Source organism: Ureibacillus chungkukjangi, assembly GCF_044795995.1.
In the GTDB taxonomy this organism is placed as follows: Bacteria; Bacillota; Bacilli; order Bacillales_A; family Planococcaceae; genus Ureibacillus; species Ureibacillus chungkukjangi.
The window spans coordinates 1,629,292-1,646,827 of record NZ_CP085009.1; the positions used below are offsets into that span (position 1 = coordinate 1,629,292).

13 protein-coding genes are annotated in these 17,536 nt (G+C 36.9%); 9 read left to right on the plus strand and 4 right to left on the minus strand.

The window, feature by feature from the left end; translation table 11 throughout:
• Positions 1-19: 19 nt before the first annotated feature.
• From LG296_RS07985 to LG296_RS08010, 6 genes are all read left to right on the plus strand, one after another.
• Positions 20-1,771, plus strand: a complete 1,752-nt coding sequence (locus LG296_RS07985) for a putative bifunctional diguanylate cyclase/phosphodiesterase (protein WP_404427884.1) — start codon at positions 20-22, stop codon at positions 1,769-1,771.
• Positions 1,768-2,907, plus strand: a complete 1,140-nt coding sequence (locus LG296_RS07990) for a class I SAM-dependent RNA methyltransferase (protein ID WP_107934362.1) — start codon at positions 1,768-1,770, stop codon at positions 2,905-2,907. The genes LG296_RS07985 and LG296_RS07990 overlap by 4 nt, the downstream gene beginning before the upstream one ends.
• Before the next feature lie 135 nt (positions 2,908-3,042).
• On the plus strand, positions 3,043-4,947 hold the full coding sequence (locus LG296_RS07995) for an ATP-dependent DNA helicase (protein ID WP_404427885.1): 1,905 nt from the start codon (positions 3,043-3,045) through the stop codon (positions 4,945-4,947).
• 354 nt (positions 4,948-5,301) lie between these two features.
• Positions 5,302-6,315 carry a TRAP transporter substrate-binding protein gene (locus LG296_RS08000; protein ID WP_181417994.1) on the plus strand — a complete coding sequence of 338 codons (1,014 nt, stop codon included), beginning with the start codon at positions 5,302-5,304 and terminating at the stop codon, positions 6,313-6,315.
• 58 nt (positions 6,316-6,373) lie between these two features.
• The gene (locus LG296_RS08005; protein ID WP_107934368.1) at positions 6,374-6,859 is read left to right on the plus strand and encodes a TRAP transporter small permease; all 486 of its coding nucleotides are present in this window, start codon (positions 6,374-6,376) and stop codon (positions 6,857-6,859) included.
• Positions 6,856-8,130 carry a TRAP transporter large permease gene (locus tag LG296_RS08010; RefSeq protein WP_404427886.1) on the plus strand — a complete coding sequence of 425 codons (1,275 nt, stop codon included), beginning with the start codon at positions 6,856-6,858 and terminating at the stop codon, positions 8,128-8,130. The genes LG296_RS08005 and LG296_RS08010 overlap by 4 nt, the downstream gene beginning before the upstream one ends.
• A 54-nt stretch (positions 8,131-8,184) precedes the next feature.
• On the opposite strand, the gene LG296_RS08015 is transcribed toward LG296_RS08010, so the two are convergent.
• The 4 genes from LG296_RS08015 to LG296_RS08030 form a co-directional block, all read right to left on the minus strand.
• Complete coding sequence (locus tag LG296_RS08015) at positions 8,185-9,900, minus strand: b(o/a)3-type cytochrome-c oxidase subunit 1 (protein ID WP_285842553.1); 1,716 nt, start codon at positions 9,898-9,900, stop codon at positions 8,185-8,187.
• Entirely contained in the window at positions 9,881-10,378 is a 498-nt protein-coding gene (locus LG296_RS08020) for a cytochrome c oxidase subunit II (protein WP_107934373.1), read from the minus strand. Before LG296_RS08020 ends, LG296_RS08015 begins: the two co-directional genes overlap by 20 nt.
• A gap of 34 nt (positions 10,379-10,412) precedes the next feature.
• Entirely contained in the window at positions 10,413-10,538 is a 126-nt protein-coding gene (locus LG296_RS08025; RefSeq protein WP_268968872.1) for a hypothetical protein, read from the minus strand.
• 395 nt (positions 10,539-10,933) lie between these two features.
• Positions 10,934-11,389 carry a chemotaxis protein CheX gene (locus LG296_RS08030; protein ID WP_107934375.1) on the minus strand — a complete coding sequence of 152 codons (456 nt, stop codon included), beginning with the start codon at positions 11,387-11,389 and terminating at the stop codon, positions 10,934-10,936.
• Between the two features lie 413 nt (positions 11,390-11,802).
• Here LG296_RS08030 and LG296_RS08035 point away from each other — a divergent pair, with 413 nt between their 5' ends.
• From LG296_RS08035 to LG296_RS08045, 3 genes are all read left to right on the plus strand, one after another.
• Entirely contained in the window at positions 11,803-15,426 is a 3,624-nt protein-coding gene (locus tag LG296_RS08035) for a dynamin family protein (RefSeq protein ID WP_404427887.1), read from the plus strand.
• Positions 15,427-16,233 carry a sulfurtransferase gene (locus tag LG296_RS08040; protein WP_404427888.1) on the plus strand — a complete coding sequence of 269 codons (807 nt, stop codon included), beginning with the start codon at positions 15,427-15,429 and terminating at the stop codon, positions 16,231-16,233.
• 87 nt (positions 16,234-16,320) lie between these two features.
• Positions 16,321-17,151 (plus strand): MBL fold metallo-hydrolase, encoded by an 831-nt coding sequence (locus tag LG296_RS08045; protein WP_107934381.1) that lies wholly within the window; start codon positions 16,321-16,323, stop codon positions 17,149-17,151.
• Positions 17,152-17,536: the final 385 nt, after the last annotated feature.

The following is a 17,536-nucleotide window of genomic DNA, read 5'->3' on the forward strand; positions in this document are numbered from 1 at the left end:
AGTGAATAGGAGAGTCAATATGAGGGAATTATTTAATAATTTGAGATTGAACATAAATAATGGAAATACACTACATACTACTAGCCTGTTATTAAAGGTATTTGAAAACATACAAGAGGGTATAATGATCACTGACGCACAAATGAAAATTTTATTTGTGAATAATGCCTTTGAATTTGTTACTAGCTATAAAAAAGAAGAGGTCGTTGGGAAAGGACCAAAAGTTTTACAATCAGGTATACATAATCGTGAATTTTATAAAGAAATGTGGGCAATTCTCAGTAAAGAAGGTAATTGGCAAGGCGAGATCTGGAATAAAAGAAAATCTGGGGAAATTTATCCCGAATGGCTATCTATTATGGAAATTAAAGATGAAAACGATAATGTAACCCACTACTGCGGAATTTTCACAGATTTATCTGAGAGAAAAAGAGTAGAAGATCAACTAGAAAAAAGAGCACATACAGATTCATTAACGGATGTAAATAATCGTTTTAGCTATTTGCAAAAAATGGACCTACTGTTAAATGAAGACTCAAAGCTTAATGAAGCACAGCATGCAATTTTCTTCCTAGATTTAGATCGGTTTAAACAGGTAAATGATACGTTAGGTCATGAAATCGGTGATTTTCTTTTAGTAGATGTTGCGAATCGCTTGAAAAGATTATTAGGTGCAAAGGATATCGTAGCAAGATATGGTGGAGATGAGTTTGTACTCACTTTGACAAACCTTCGACATCCTCGTGAAGCTGCTAAATTTGCTGAGCAAATTATTCAAGAGATAGAAAAGCCTATAAAAGTAAATAATCAGGAAATTTTCGTTTCTACAAGTATAGGAATCAGTATTTATCCGCATGATGGAGATACAACCGAGGAGCTTTTAAACCGAGCGGATAAAGCGATGTATTATGCGAAACAATCAGGAAGAAATCGTTTCTCATTTTATTTTGACGAATTAAATACTGATGCAAATCGTCTTATTCTATTAGATTCTGAAATAAGAAAAGCTATCGACAACCGTGATTTTGAATTGTATTTCCAGCCAAAGGTGAACGTAGAAGAAAACAAAATTATTGGCTTTGAAGCGTTGGTACGATGGAATAGTGAAAAATTGGGCTTTGTTTCTCCTGCTGAATTTATTCCATATGCTGAAGAAACAGGACTGATTATACCAATAAGCGAGATAATTATCGAAAAAGCCTGTGAGGAATTGGCCATTCTGAGAAAAGCGGGCTATTCTAAGCTGCCATTTTCCATTAATATTTCAAGTATACACTTCCAACAGCCGAATTTCTTGGAGTCCATTCAGAAGATTTTAGAACGAAATAATACATCGGCCCATAATTTTGAAATCGAAGTTACGGAAAGAACGGTTATGAATAGTGATGCAGATACGATCAGTAAGCTAGTTCGCTTGAAGCAACTTGGCTTCAAAATCTCAATAGATGATTTTGGTACTGGCTATTCATCTCTAAGTTATTTAGTCCGTTTCCCAGTAGATTATTTAAAAATAGATAAAAGCTTTATACAGCATATTGTAAACCTTGCAGATAAACAGGCAATTGTTGATGCAATTATACAGATGGCACATCGGTTAAACATGCAGGTAATTGCTGAAGGAGTAGAAAGCATTCAGCAGTTGAACCAGTTAAGCCGAATGGGCTGTGATTTTATCCAAGGATATTATTATAGTAAACCGGTTCCTATAGAGGAGCTAATCGAATTCCTTCAATTTTGGGAATATGAACACCAAGGAGAAATTGAATCATGACAAAATACCAATTAGTAGCAACAGCAGCAATGGGACTAGAGTCAATTGTTGCACAAGAAGTACAAGAATTAGGATATGAGACACGTGTAGAAAACGGGAAAGTATATTTCGAAGGTGACGAGACAGCTATTGCTAGATGTAATCTTTGGCTACGTGTTGCTGACCGTGTAAAAATCGTTGTAGGGTCATTTCCTGCGCATACATTCGATCAGCTCTTCGAAAGTACAAAATCAATTGACTGGGAAAAATACTTACCTGTAGATGCAGCGTTCCCTGTTTCTGGTAAGTCTGTTAAATCAAAACTATATAGTGTTCCAGATTGTCAGGCAATCGTTAAGAAAGCCATTGTTGAACGCATGAAAATTCACTATAAGCGTCTAGGCTTTTTAGATGAATCTGGCGCTACTTATAAAATTGAAGTATCCATTCTTAAAGATGTAGCAACTTTAACAATAGACACTTCCGGTGCTGGCTTACATAAGCGCGGCTATCGACAAACACAAGGGGAAGCGCCGTTAAAGGAAACGTTAGCGGCAGCTCTTATAAAGGTTTCAAAATGGAGTTCAAGTAGACCACTTGTTGATGTATTTTGTGGATCAGGAACGATTCCATTAGAAGCAGCGATGATTGGACAGAATATTGCACCAGGCTATAACCGTGAATTTATATCTGAGGAATGGTCTTGGATGAAGGCGAAAATCTGGGATGATGCTCGCAATGAAGCTGATGATTTAGCGAAGTATGATGAGCCGCTTGAAATTATCGGTTCAGATATCGATCATCGAATGATTTCTATTTCTCAGGAGAACGCTTTAGAAGCTGGATTTGGCGATATCATTACATTTAAACAAATGCAAGCAACGGACTTTACAACTCGTCTTACAGATGGTGTAATTATTTCAAACCCACCATATGGAGAACGTATTGGTGAAATAGAAGCGATTGAAAAAGTAATCCGTGATTTTGGACAGGTTATGAGGGATTATCCTACATGGTCCGTTTATATGCTTTCTTCTATGGAAAATTTCGAAGAATTGTATGGTCAAAAAGCAACAAAGAAGCGTAAACTATTTAATGGCTTTATCCGTACAGACCTTTATCAATATTGGGGTCAAAAATCAAAACGCGATAACTAATTTGTAAGCTTTAACGGAAGGGGGATTACTCCTTCCGTTTAGTTGTCTTGATTACGAACAGCGTTTATCTGCAGGTGCCAATTCTTTTTACAATGAGCTAGTATCTTGCGCATTTCAATGAAGGAGATTAAAAGAATGAGACAGTCTTTACCGTTTGAGCTTTCAAAGGATCGTTCCTTTTTCGATTCACTTGGTGATTGGATGGGCGATGTTTTATATGATGAATTACCTGAAAAGGGATTCGAATGCCGAGATGAACAAATCTTTATGGCATACCAAATTGAACAGGCACTAAAAGAAAAAAATGTACTATTCGCAGAAGCAGGTGTAGGAACAGGTAAAACCATTGCCTATTTGCTACCTGCAATTTCTTATGCACGATATACAGGTCGTCCTGCGTTAATTGCATGTGCAGATGAAACATTAATCGATCAGCTCGTTAAAGAGGGCGGCGATATCTATAAATTAACAGAGCATCTTGGTTTAACAATTGATGTTCGTTTAGCTAAATCAAGAAATCAATACTTATGCTTAAAACGCTTCGAGGAAACTGAAAAAGTTGTAACCGAAGAATGGATTGATGATATTGCCATGACAATTCCAGATGGCGTTTATGCACAAGGGTCGATGCTTACAGTAAGTCCTTATGGAGCAAGAAGTGATTACTCCGCTATTAGTGATGAGGATTGGCAAAGAGTCAATTACAATGCCATTATGCAATGTTCTGTTTGTGATATGCGTAATCGCTGTGGTCAAACATTACATCGTTCACATTATCGTGGCTCTTCTGATTTAATCATTTGTTCACAGGATTTCCTTATGGAGCATTTAGCTACTAAAGAATCTCGTGAACGTGAAGGTCAATTGCCTCTACTACCAGAAGTATCGATGATGGTGCTAGATGAAGGTCATTTATTGGAATATGCGGCTCAAAATGCGATGACAGTTAAAGTTCAAAGCTATACAATCGTTAACTTATTAGAACGTCTAATGGTTGATGGTGTACGTGAAAAAACTCTCTATGCAATGGAAACATTACAGGAGCATCATGAATTATTCTTTGACCAATTACGAGATGATGTTGTCCCTTCTGAAGAAGAAAGAAAAACGATTAAAAAATCAGATCGACTTCTTACTATAGGGAAACAATTGCTTGCTGATGTAGAACGACTGTTAGAAGAGTTTGTTTTTGAATCTGAATTATATATGATTCCAGAATACGAGCTAAATATGGCAGAAGAGTTTCTAGAACAATATCAAGCAGCGATTCGTATTTTCGTTGCCCAGGGAGATGCAGTTGACTGGCTAGAGGAAACTGATGGTGAAGAGACATTAGTCATCATGCCACGACTAATAACGGACGTTTTAGAGGAGAAGCTATTCTCTAAAAAGACGCCAATCGTATTCTCATCGGCTACATTATCTGTTAACAAAGATTTCTCTTATATTGCATATAGTTTAGGAATTAAAAAGTATCAATCATTTAGTGTGCCATCACCATTCGATTATGATGAAGTGATGAAGGTGCATTTACATGAAGTTAAGCAAGAAGAAAAAGCCTCTAAGGCAGAGAAGCTGCTAAAAGATGGACAGCAGCAAACGTTAATTTTATTTAAATCAAAGCAATCCATGCTGAACTTTAAAGCAAAATTACCAATGATGTCTAAATTAACTATGGCCTTTGAAGGTGATCGTGAGCTATCGGCAATCGTACGTGATTTCCAGAATGGAGCAGTGAAAACACTTTGCTCTTATCACCTATGGGAGGGGTTAGACTTACCAGAAGAAGCCCTAACACGTGTAATCATTTACGATTTGCCATTCCCTCCACAGGATCCGTTATTCGATGCAAAAAGAGCATTCTCCGAAAATCCTTTTGAAGAAGTGGAATTACCATTCATGCAGCTTCGACTTCAACAAGGAATCGGACGCCTAATCCGTACATCGAATGACCATGGGGAGATTCATATCTTCATGAATGAAAACGAAGTCCAATATAAATCAACATTTGTAAATATCTTACCAGTTCAACCAGTATAAAACTTTAAGCAAAAGCCTTGTTATTAGGCTTTTGCTTTTTTGCGTGTACTGGGAAGAATTAGCTATTAGTTAAAGCGGGTGGATGAAAGCCTGTTTATTATACGACCTGTAGCAAGTCCTCTCCATATAACCTTCCATAACTGAAAACCGTTGCTGAATATCAACTTAACTATCCTAATATAGCTCCTTCATCAATAGATAACGAATTTTCCCCCGAACTTACATAGTTTTTAGTGGTGAATTAAAGCGCTTTCACGCGTAGAATTAGAAAACAATACAACTAGGATGAAAATTAGGGGAAATAATTTGTTCGTCTTGCGGATAAAATTGCATTTAAAAAAGGGGTGTAGTTATTTGAAAAAACAATCGATAATCTTGTTGTTTGTTGTATGCTGTCTTTCTTTGCTAATGGGGGCTTGTGGAAACAAGGAAGGCAACGAGAATGCAAGTGGGGATGAAATTGTTTATCGTTTGGGACATGCTGCTCCAGAGACTGATCCAGCCGGCTTACTGTCAAATAAAATGGCTGATGATATTAAGGCTTTTACTTCTGAACAGATTACATTGGAGGTCTTCCCAGGTGCTCAATTAGGTGGAGAGGTAGAAATGGTTGAGCAGGTTCGTTCAGGCACAATCGATATGGCTATCGTTACAAGTGGGGCCTTATCTAACTTTGTACAGGAAGTTGCCTTTTTAGATATGCCTTTTCTTTTTGAAGATTTCGAGCATGCTAGAGAAATCCTGCAGGGGGAAGTAGGGGATAAATTAAAGGCAAAAGCAGAAGAAAAGGGCATAAAATTACTAACTTTCTTTGACTATGGCATTGCTAACATTTCCAATAATAAAAGAGATATTTATACATTGAATGATGTGAAAGGTTTAAAGCTGCGTACACTGGAAAACGAAATCTTTATGGATACGTTCCGTGCATTAGGAGCTGATCCCGTTCCAATTCCTTATCCTGAATTGTACACATCTATCCAACAGGGAGTAGTGGATGGTACTGATCCACTAAATGTAACAATGACGGGTGGGAAAATCTACGAGGTTAACAAGCATCTATCAAAGGTCGGTATTAGCTACCGAGCAGGTGTAATTGTCATGAATCTAGATAAGTACAACGCTTTATCGGATGACTTAAAATCTAAATTTGATTCGATGATTATAGATGGAAGAGATTACTATCATGATACGATTTATCCGGAATATGAAGCTAGTGCTGAAAAGCTGATGAAGGAAAATGGGGTTAACATTATTGAAGCTGAAGATATAGATCTAGGATCATTTAAAGAAGCTGTTCAGCCCGTCTATGATAAGCATGAAGCTAAATTTAGTGAATTTATCTCGATTATAAAAGAAAGTCGTTAAAGCTCTAGGTCCCTTAAATTGAGGGACCTTTATCCATAAGTGTGGGAGGACACCAATTATGTATCATAAATTTGTTCACGGTTTGAATCGGTATTCTCAGTATATTGCCATGCTTTTATTGGTTATAATGGTTTTTCTTGTATTCCTGCAAATTGTCATGAGAGAAGTTTTAAATTATTCATTTTCTTGGACAGAGGAAGCTGCACGTTACATGCTGGTGTGGGTATCTTTTATATCTAGCGGGTTTGCTTATCAATATGGCGCGCATATTAGTATCGAGGTATTTGTAAATAAATTAAAACCGACCCTAAATCGAGCGATTAAAATTATAGGTACGGTCATTGCAATCATTTTTGCAATCATTCTTATTACCACTGGTGGTGAGTTGGTTTTAGAAAACTTAATGAATAAATCACCTGCCTTACATTTGCCAATGGGATTAGTGTACTTAGCTATTCCAATTGGTGCGTTGCTACAAATCCTGAACATTATTGATTTATTAGTATATAAAAATATAGTAGGCAGTAATGAGGTGAGTAAATGAGTATTCTCCTGTTTATCCTGTTGCTTGTCTTATTCATAATTAATGTGCCAATTGCAGTGGCGCTTGGTTTGTCTACTGTAATTATCGTATTTTTAACTGGTAGTATTGAGTTGAGTACATTACCTCATCGAATGTTTACTACGCTGGATTCCTTCCCGCTACTTGCAGCTCCCTTCTTCATTTTAGCTGGGAAAATTATGGAGCATGGTGGGATTTCTGATAAGATAGTAGAGTTTGCCTCGAGTCTAGTAGGGCATTTTAGAGGTGGTCTTGCTCATGTATCGATTGTTGCCTGTATGTTTTTTGCGGCACTTTCGGGATCAGCTGTCGCGACTACAGCAGCTGTTGGGGCGTTAATGATTCCTTCAATGGTAAAGGTTGGCTACAGTAGAGAATTTTCGGCTAGTGTACAGGCAGCAGGAGGGACGACAGGAGTAATTATTCCTCCAAGTGTTCCAATGGTCATGTTTGCTGTAAGTGCAGGAGTTTCAGTAAGTGATTTATTCATTGCTGGTATTATTCCTGGTATTTTTGTAGGGGTATCATTAATGGTCTGGGTGTATATTTATTCTTTAAAGAATAATATTAAAAGCGATGAAAAGTTTGAATTTAAAAGAACAGTACGCAGTGGACTAAGCTCATTTTTAGCAATATTAATGCCACTTATTATTTTAGGCGGAATCTATAGTGGGATTTTTACACCGACAGAAGCTTCTGTAATAGCCGTTGTATATGGCTTTATCATCGGTAAATTTGTCTACAAAAAAATTACATCGGCAATCATGAAAAAGATATTGCTAGATACAGTAGTAGTGGTTTCAACTTTATCAATAATTATTGCATCGGCTTCTTTCTTTGGATTCTATATAACAATAGAAAGATTGCCACATGAAATCGCTTCGATTATTTCTGAGTTCAATCTTCATCCTTTTGTTGTCATGCTGGTGGTTATTATTTTCTTATTAATTGTTGGTATGTTTATCGACGAAATTTCAGCAATAATTATTTTAACACCAATTTTATTGCCAATCGTTACAGCAGTAGGAATTGACCCAGTTCACTTTGGTGTGCTGATGATTATAAATTTAGCGATTGGTCTTCTTACTCCACCTGTTGGATTGAGTCTGTTCGTTGCATCGAAGGTGGGTAATGTGCTACCAGAAAAAATGATTCGACCGGTATTACCGTTCATCCTCATTATGGTATTAGATGTGGTTCTCCTGTATTTATTACCACAGCTAAGTGTAGGGGTAATGAAATTTTTCTCTTAAGTTACAAGACAATAATATAACCTCTCACCCTAAAAAAGGGGAGAGGTTGATTTTTTACCAGAATTTAAAGCCTTTTGAGCCAGCAGGAGAATTGCTGATGATATCGAAAATTGGGAATGTATAAGCAATCAAGATTAATGCAACTAAGATAACGCCCCAAACCTTGAAGTTCTCTAAAATCGCTGGTGTTTTACCGCCTCCAGCTGCAGCCTCTGCAACTGGGAATTCTTCTTCTCCTTTAGGTGCAAACCAGATTAGGTTAATAACAACACCAATAATTAGTAGAATTGAGATGAATAGAATTGTACCACCGATTGCTTGTGCAAACTGATAAGTAATCCATTCAGCAGCCTGCTCAGATCCTCCATAAGTAGAGTATTCAGAACGGCGAGGTGCCCCAAGTAATCCCGCAAGATGCATTGCCCCAGACATTATGAACATACCAACGGCCCATAGAATACCAGATGTATTGGCAAGGCTATTCATTTTACTAGTTAGCTTACGCCCAGTTAAGTGGGGGATAAGCCAGAATGCAGCTCCAAAGTATGTTAATACTACCGCAGTAGCAACTGTTAAATGGAAGTGACCTGTAACCCAAATTGTATTATGAATTAATTGGTTCATTTGATAGGAAGCATTGACTATACCACCAGCACCACCAGGGATGAAGGCAACCATACCGATAAATGGTACTAAGAAGCGACTATCCTTCCAAGGTAATTGTCTAAACCAGCCTAATACACCTTTTCCACCTAATTCGCGTCCACGTAATTCAAATGTAGCAAACATCGAGAAGGCAGTCATAAGTGAAGGCACGATAACAAAGAATGTTAAGACTACTTGTAAGAATTTCCAGAAACCATCAATACCAGGCTCAGTTAATTGGTGATGGACACCAACAGGAACTGAGAATAATAAGAATAACATAAATGAGAGTCTAGCTAGTGCATCAGAGAATAGCTTACCACCGATGACCTTAGGAATAACAACGTACCAAATCATATAGGCAGGTAATAGCCAGAAGTATACTAGTGCGTGACCAAAATACCAGAACAAAGTACGAGATAATAATACATCAATACGTTCAACGAAACCTAAAGACCAAGGAAGTAATTGGAATAATACTTCAACTGCAACTCCAAGAGAAGCTACAAACCACATCAAGTTATTTACAACAGCCATGAATGCTAATAGTGGAGAAGTTTGGCCCTTGTTTTCCTTACGCCACTGAGCATAGCGCATAATTTGTGCAAATCCTTCAATCCATGAACCAACAACTACTAGAGCAAGACCAGCATAAAAAATCCAGTGTGCTTGTAGTGGGGCATAGAATGTGTAAAGCACAGAAGCTTCATTTAAAAGTACCATTGTTGCAGCTGCAATAGTACCAACGACCATTAACCAGAAACCAATCCAGCCTAATTTACGTTGTGTATTAGAAAGGGGTCCAGCTGTACGACTTACTGCAGCCAATTGGAATCCTAGAATGAAATAAGTTGTAAGAATAAGTCCTAATAGAACACCGTGTACAGTTAAAACTTGATAATAACCAATGCCAAATGGCAGCTCAAAAGCACCAGAACGAACAAATACTTGTAAAAGGCCTGCAAGACCACCAACTAATAGGGCAGTAAATGCGACATACATATGTGCTAAAGCTAATTTAGCATCCTTACGATCTACTTGAATAAATTTATCTTTTAGAATAGAAGTTTTTTCTTTTGGTAAGTTTGTTTGTTTAACTTCTTTACTAGTGATTGCTGTTGTCATCAGCGTCCACCACCTTTAACGTAGAATACATCATTGCGTGACCAACGCCACAATACTCATTACATACAATTACAAATTCGCCAACCTTATCAACTGTAGTCACAAGCTCTGATACGTAGCCAGGCTCTAGCATCATATTAATATTAGTACCTGCAACCTCAAATCCATGAATAACGTCTTTAGTTGTAGCAATGAAACGAACCTTTGAGCCTTTAGGAACCTTGATTTCCATTGGATTATAGCTAAAGGCAGAAGCGACTAAAACTACTTCATAATCCCAGTCCTTGTCTTCAACCTTATGAACGCCTGGGTTGTCGAATGGAGCAATTTCATCAACTTTTTCATAGTCAATTGTCCATTTTGAATTGTTTGGATGTGCGCCTGCATGGAATGCGCTCACACCGATTATTATTAGAAACGAAATGAGTGTTGCTGTACCAAATACAAGCCACCATTTCTCATACTTGTGTATGTGCATGGATGTTCCCTCCTAGGAATTGTTTTAAGATGATTTAGAAACGATCAATGAATAAATTAAAGCAAAGTGCCCAAACGATTATGATGATAATTCCGATGCCAAAAGTTGCATATAGTGTACCTTTTAAATTATCATCTGGCGTCTTTTTATGGTTTGCCATAACTCTCCCCCCTAAGTGAAGAAATAAAGTAGTTAAGTAATTTACAAACAAATCATATAAAAAATCGATTGCCCACGCTGTGATAAAAATCACACATATTACACCTAAATGTGAACTTAATGTGAAGGTATTATTTACTGGTCGGTTTTTACTATTTTTTTCATGAAATACCTATTAGGGGCTCTATAGCTTAAAAAAATGATTAGTTAGAGAGAGTAGAGGAGACTGCAAGAATCAGAATCATTACACCCTAAAACGGGAATCGCAGTATATCCTAACCAGTAGCTTTCAACAAACAAAAAAACACGCCGATCTATATAGATCAGCGTGTTCTTGTAAGTATGCCCTTATTATGTACCAAAAATTTTCGGTTAGTTTTCTTATGTAAGGGAGGATTATTCTTCATCTATTGTGAATAGAATTGTAAGAGTGCCCACTTCGTCGATAATTGTCGGTAGTTTAAAAGCTTTCTCAAAACCGAAAAGTTTTGTGTTACCCACCATAACAGTTGGAGGAGTAATATCGACATTTAGTGCTTGTTGTCCTACATGTGTACACAGGTTACCAGCAAACATATTGCCCAGTTCTCCAGCAAAGGATTCAAGCATTTCACCTTCAATAGGCATGCCAAACATTTTCGCTCCAATGGCACTGAAGGAGGATGCAGTACTGTCGATGATAATTCTTCCCTTGATATCTCCTATTAGTCCGATTAAAACGCCCATTTCTTTTTGAATGAAGGGTTCCGTTAAGACTGAAGGGGATTGAATATTTAATTCCATTGGAAGAATGCTTTTCAAAGAATTAATTGAACCATTTAGGATGGTTTGTATATGCTGTGAATTTTTCATAGAATCACCCCTTTTTAAACTTTTTTTCCATCTTACCATGATACTAGTCCATTAGTACATGTAAAATAATACCACCCTATACCAATGTACCCGTTCACATAAAAGTTGTGGGGGTTTTTATTATGCATTATAATGGATGAAAATGATTCTCATTATAGGAGGAGAGATAATGGTTTATATTTTTGTTGGGGCAACAATCGTAATATATGCTGGTATTGGTACTTATGTAGTGAAGAAAACTATTAAATCCTAAAGAAACAACTCTCATCCACTAATCTCCTAGATTCTCCAAAATCTTTCTTTAATATATTAAAAAAATATTCTCCTACAAGCTTTCTTTTTCTCTCATTTTATTATTTAATCAAAATAGTATATAATTGTGACAAAAATGAGGCAAAGGGGTATTTAGTTGCATGGGTTCTTTTGAAGACAAATTACAGGAATTATTACAGCAATCTGCGATACAATACATAATTTACAAAAACAATGAAGATACAGAACGAATGGAGAAGCTTCATTTATTTGCTCGAAAACTATTACAAAAAGAATATGTAATTGGCTTTGCTGGGCATTTCTCTGCAGGTAAGTCGAGTATGATCAATGCATTATCTGGAGAGGACATCTTAGCTGCAAGTCCGATTCCAACGAGTGCAAACATAGTAAAGGTGCATAAATCAGAAGAAGATTATGCCATTGTTTATATGCATCATGAGAAGCCTGTTAAGTTTGAAGCTGGCTATGATTTTAAAACGGTAAAGGAGCTAAGTAAAAATGGTGAGCTTGTGTCCCAAATTGAAATTGGACACAGTGGATCCTCGCTTCCTTTAGGTGTTACAGTAATGGATACACCTGGTGTTGATTCTACAGATGATGCTCATGCGATGTCTACTGAATCAGCTCTTCACATTGCTGATGTCGTTTTTTATACGATGGATTACAACCACGTTCAATCAGAGTTAAACTTTCAATTTACAAAGCAATTAATGAAATACAATCCGAACGTATACTTAATTGTAAACCAAATTGATAAGCACAAAGATAATGAGCTATCCTTTGATGCATTTAAAAACTCTGTACAGCAATCCTTTGCAGCATGGGGTGTTGAACCAAAGGGAATCTTTTTCACGTCTCTAAGAGATTTTGACCACCCTCATAATGACTTTGATACAGTGAAGAAAATTGTGATGGATTCCATGAACGATTGGCAGGAGCAGCTAATCCTTACAGCTGAAAATACTTTGCGTAAGCTACAAAATGAGCATCTTACTTATTTAGAGGAAGAAAAAGAAACCTTACTTTCTGATTATGAAAATGTTTTAAGCACCGAAGAGTGGGAAAATCGCCAGGATATCTTAGAGCAATTTGAAAAGCTAAACCTACAAACCGAGTTATTCTCAAATGAGAATTGGAATGATACTTTCAAGGAGCGCCGCAAGGAATTGTTGGATAACGCGGCAATCATTCCAGCAGATTTCCGTGAAAAACTGCGTGCATATCTTGAAAGTACACAGGAAGGCTTTAAAGTCGGAGGTTTATTCTCTGCTAAAAAGAAAACAGAGGAAGAAAAGAAACGCCGTATCGAAGACGTTTTTGAGCAATATAAAGTAATTTTACAATCCCAAATCATTGGTCACTTAAAGAATTTAATGAAGCAATCCTTGAAAGAGGTTGGAGTCTTAACTGACGAGCGAGCTAATGTTATTGATGGGCTTCAATTTGATGTGCCTTTTTCTTTAATAGAGGGTCAAATAAAGCAGGGAGCACTTCTAACAGCAGATGCTTTATTAAACTTTGCCAATCGTGTTGCTGAAGCTACGAAACGCTACTTTATAGAAGCAACAGATGAATGGAAGGATCAACAGGAGACTGTATTAAATGAGGCTTCTCAAAGCTTATCCACACCTGTTCAAGCAAAACTAAAAGTATTAAAAGAAAAAGTGGATGCTATTCAATCGATTGAAAAGCTAAATCACTTTAAATTGAGTGCTGAAAAAGAAATCGTTACAGCTGCAAAGGATACGCGTTCAGGCGCTAAACAGCAATTCGAACAATGGCATGACGATTTCGAGCAAGCTTTAAATGAAATTCGACCATTTGAAGAGTCTATGCTTGTGAAAAAAGAAGCTGAAGTAGAGGAAGATTCAAGCCAAATTCAACAAGTATCAACTAACCATCAAAAGGGTGATGATGTAATAGAAGCGGCGATTCGTACTGCTAATGCCGTTAAGAAAGTTGATGGCTTTGAAGAAGTCGCACAATTTTTACAGAAAAAAGTAGAGCGACTGCAGCAAAAGGATTTTACAATTGCTTTGTTCGGTGCATTCAGTGCTGGGAAATCGAGTTTCTCTAATGCATTAATGGGGTCGAACGTTTTACCAGTCTCTCCAAACCCAACAACAGCAGCTATTAATAAAATTCGCCCGGTAACAAAAAATCATCCACATGAAACGGCTGATGTTCAACTAAAAACTAGAGAGCAGTTATTAGAGGATATTAAAGACTCTTATGAGGCAATTGGTCTAAAAGTTCAATCTCTACAAGAAGCATTTGAACGTGCTGATGAGGGGCTGGCGGTTCAATTAAAGGATGAACGCTTAAATGTGCATAAATCCTTTATCCGTGCATTTAGTCAAGGATTTAAAGCCTATGAAGCTCAGCTTGGGCAAACAATTCGAGTAGAACGTTCTGAGTTTGAACGATTTGTAGCAGAAGAGAGTCGCTCATGCTTTGTCGATAATATTGATTTCTATTATGATAGCCCAATCACAAGAATGGGTGTTACATTAGTTGATACACCAGGAGCTGATTCCATCAATGCACGTCATACTGGGGTTGCCTTCGATTACATTCGAAATGCAGATGCGATTTTATTTATCACTTATTATAACCATGCCTTTGCCAAAGCCGACCGTGAATTTTTAATTCAGTTAGGTCGTGTCAAGGATGCGTTTGAATTAGACAAAATGTTCTTTATCGTAAATGCTATTGACCTAGCATCGACACCTGATGAGGAAGAAGATGTTAAAAACTATGTGAAAACCGAATTACAACGATTTGGTATTCGTTTCCCAAAATTATTCGGGGTTTCAAGTCTCTTAGCGTTACGTGAAAAGGTAGAAGGTAATTCATTGGATTCCGGTATGGAGCCTTTTGAAAAATCCTTCCACCACTTCTTAAATGAAGAGCTTGCTGCAATAGCTGTTCAAGCATTACATGAAGAAGTTGAGAAAACACATACGCGTCTTTCTGATTTGATAAATCAAACGGAAGAGAATTTAAAACGTAAAGACGAGCGTTTAAAAGAGCTGGCTGATTTAGAACAGCATGTTCAAAAAACGTATAGCAGTACGTCAACTAACATGGTAAAGAGTGATATGAAGCAGGAATTGGATGAGCTTCTTTACTACGTGATGCAGCGAGTTTATTATCGCTATCCGGATTTCTTTAGAGAAAACTATAATCCATCAACTTTCTCGTCTATGCCGGTTCAAGCTGCACTTGAGCAAGCTTTAAAGGAAACGGTTAGTGCATTAAGATTTGACTTTGCACAAGAACTGCGTGTAACGAATTTCCGTTTAGCGCAATTTATCCAAAAGAAAATTGTTGAGCGCTTTAAGGATGAGGTGCGTACGTTAAAAGAATTAAATCCAAGCTTCTCGTTCATTACCTTTGAGCCTGAAGAGCCAAAGCTACTAGACTTTAAAGGACCGTTCGAGGATGAAAAGAAATATGCTTCGGTTAAATCTTATTTCAAAAACACAAAATCATTCTTTGAGAAAAATGAAAAAGAAAATCTTAAACTAGCATTAGAAGAGTTAACAAAGCCAGATGCTCAAATCTATGTTGATGTAGAAAAAGAGAAGATTTCAGGCTGGGCCATGGAATTGATTGAACAAGAATCTCAAAACTTGAATAACTACTTATTAAAACAAGCATTGAAACAAATTGAAACAGAAAAGTTACTTCTGGAAGAGGTAAATCGCTTAGAGGTGTGGAAATCTATCTACAATGATTTACAAAAATCGGAGGTAAAATAAATGGGGAAAGTGTTCGTTGCAGCAGAAGCTGTAAAGACCGGTCGTTTCATTGATACTCGTTTTAATTTACAGAATCGGGATTGGGGAAAACAAGCCTTTCAGAATGGACATATTCAAGGTGCAGTCTTTTGGGATTTAGAAAAAGACTTATCTGATATGGCTAAAACAGAAGGGCGTCATCCAATGCCTTCAAAAGAACAGCTACAGCAGTTATTTGAACGTTGCGGATTAAGTTATGAGGATGATATTTATATTTATGACCAGGGTGGGGCGCCCTTTGCTGCTCGTGCTTGGTGGATGTTAAAATATGCAGGCTTCCCAAAGGTTTATATTGTAAATGGTGGATTAGAAGCGTTAGAACAAGCTGGACTTACTGTCACTGATGAAGAGCTAACTTATCCAGCTACCAATCTGACATTACAGTGGAATGAATCAATCTATTCCAGTCGAGCAGATGTAAAAGGGATTGTCGATGGTGCTCAAACAGGGCTTCTATTAGACGCTCGTTCAGCGGAAAGATATCGTGGCGAAAACGAGCCTATTGATAAAGTAGCAGGACATATCCCAACAGCCAAGAACTTCGATTGGGAACAGCTAAAGCAGGGTACTCAGCTACATGCGAATGAACAACTCCTTACCGAATTGAAGAAAGATGAAGAAATTATTGTGTATTGTGGTTCAGGTGTAACAGCATCTCCGTTATATGCAATTCTAGCTGATTCAGGCTACGAGAATTTAAAGCTTTATGTAGGAAGTTATAGTGACTGGATTACTCAGTATGAGATTGAAGTAGGCGAACATAAATAGTCAATTAGAGAAACGTATAATGTAGCAGTTATACGTTTCTTTCCTATCAAAAAAATGATTGAATCATCATTCAAAGGGGCGGGATATATGCTACTAAAAAAATCTATAGATTTTGGGAGTCATCAAAATGTCACCTATGCGAACGGAATGGTGAAGTTGGGGAAGGTATCTCTTAATGTTTATTGTTATATGATAGACGGTGTTTTAATTGATACGGGCTCTAAGTCGCTTAGTAAATATTTTGAACCGTTTTTACTTGGAGCGGATATTGACCAGGTTGTGTTAACACATATTCATGAAGATCATTCTGGCTGTGCATCCATTTTACAGCAAACACGAGAGATACCAATATTCATACATGACATGTCAGTACAAGATTGTGAGCGAAATCCTGATTATCCGCTTTATAGGAAAGTGTTTTGGGGAAAAAGAAAGCCGTTTAAAGCTAAAACAATAGGCTCAAGCTTCTCCTCACGTACTGGTGATTGGGATGTAATCGAAACGCCCGGCCATGCAAAAGACCATCTAGCATTTCTTAATAAAGAAACAGGACAGCTTTTCTCTGGGGATCTCTATGTTCAAACAAAAACGAAGGTAGTATTAAGAGAAGAAAGTATTCCAACGATTATTCGTTCCATAGAGCATCTCTTAACTTATGAATTTGATGAGATGTTTTGCAGTCATGCTGGGTATATAAAGGATGGCAGAAAAAGCTTAGAAAATAAAAGAGATTATTTACTCCATATTCAGCAGCAAGTGATAGAACATCATCAAGAGGGGTTATCCCCACAACAAATTCATGACACTATTTTTCCTCGCAAATATCCAATAACAAAGCTATCTAGTGGTGAATGGGATTCGATTCATATTGTGACATCAATTATCGATGAAATAAAGCAACCGATTAATTTATTTTAAACAAAATCCTGCAACGATTTAAAGTTTATGTACCATACCAATTTTTAGACCAACAGATTGAACTAACCGAAGTTGAAAAAAATGAAAGAATGCTATGTACATTATATATGTATGTAGCATTTTTTTTAAAAAAAATTTTTTATGGTGTGTGAAAAAATGAGCAAATGACATTGTGAAATATTTCATATTACCCTCAATAAAACAATACGTGTAGTTCTTCACATGAATTTACTTAGGTAAATAGCGATTTGAAAAACTGAATTAGAATCTTATACTATTCTAATAAAATTTCTCTTCATTATAACGATATATAAATTATAATTTCGAAATATAAAAAATGATAAAAATTTCTGTTTTTATTAACTTTATAGCTGTTTTATTCAAT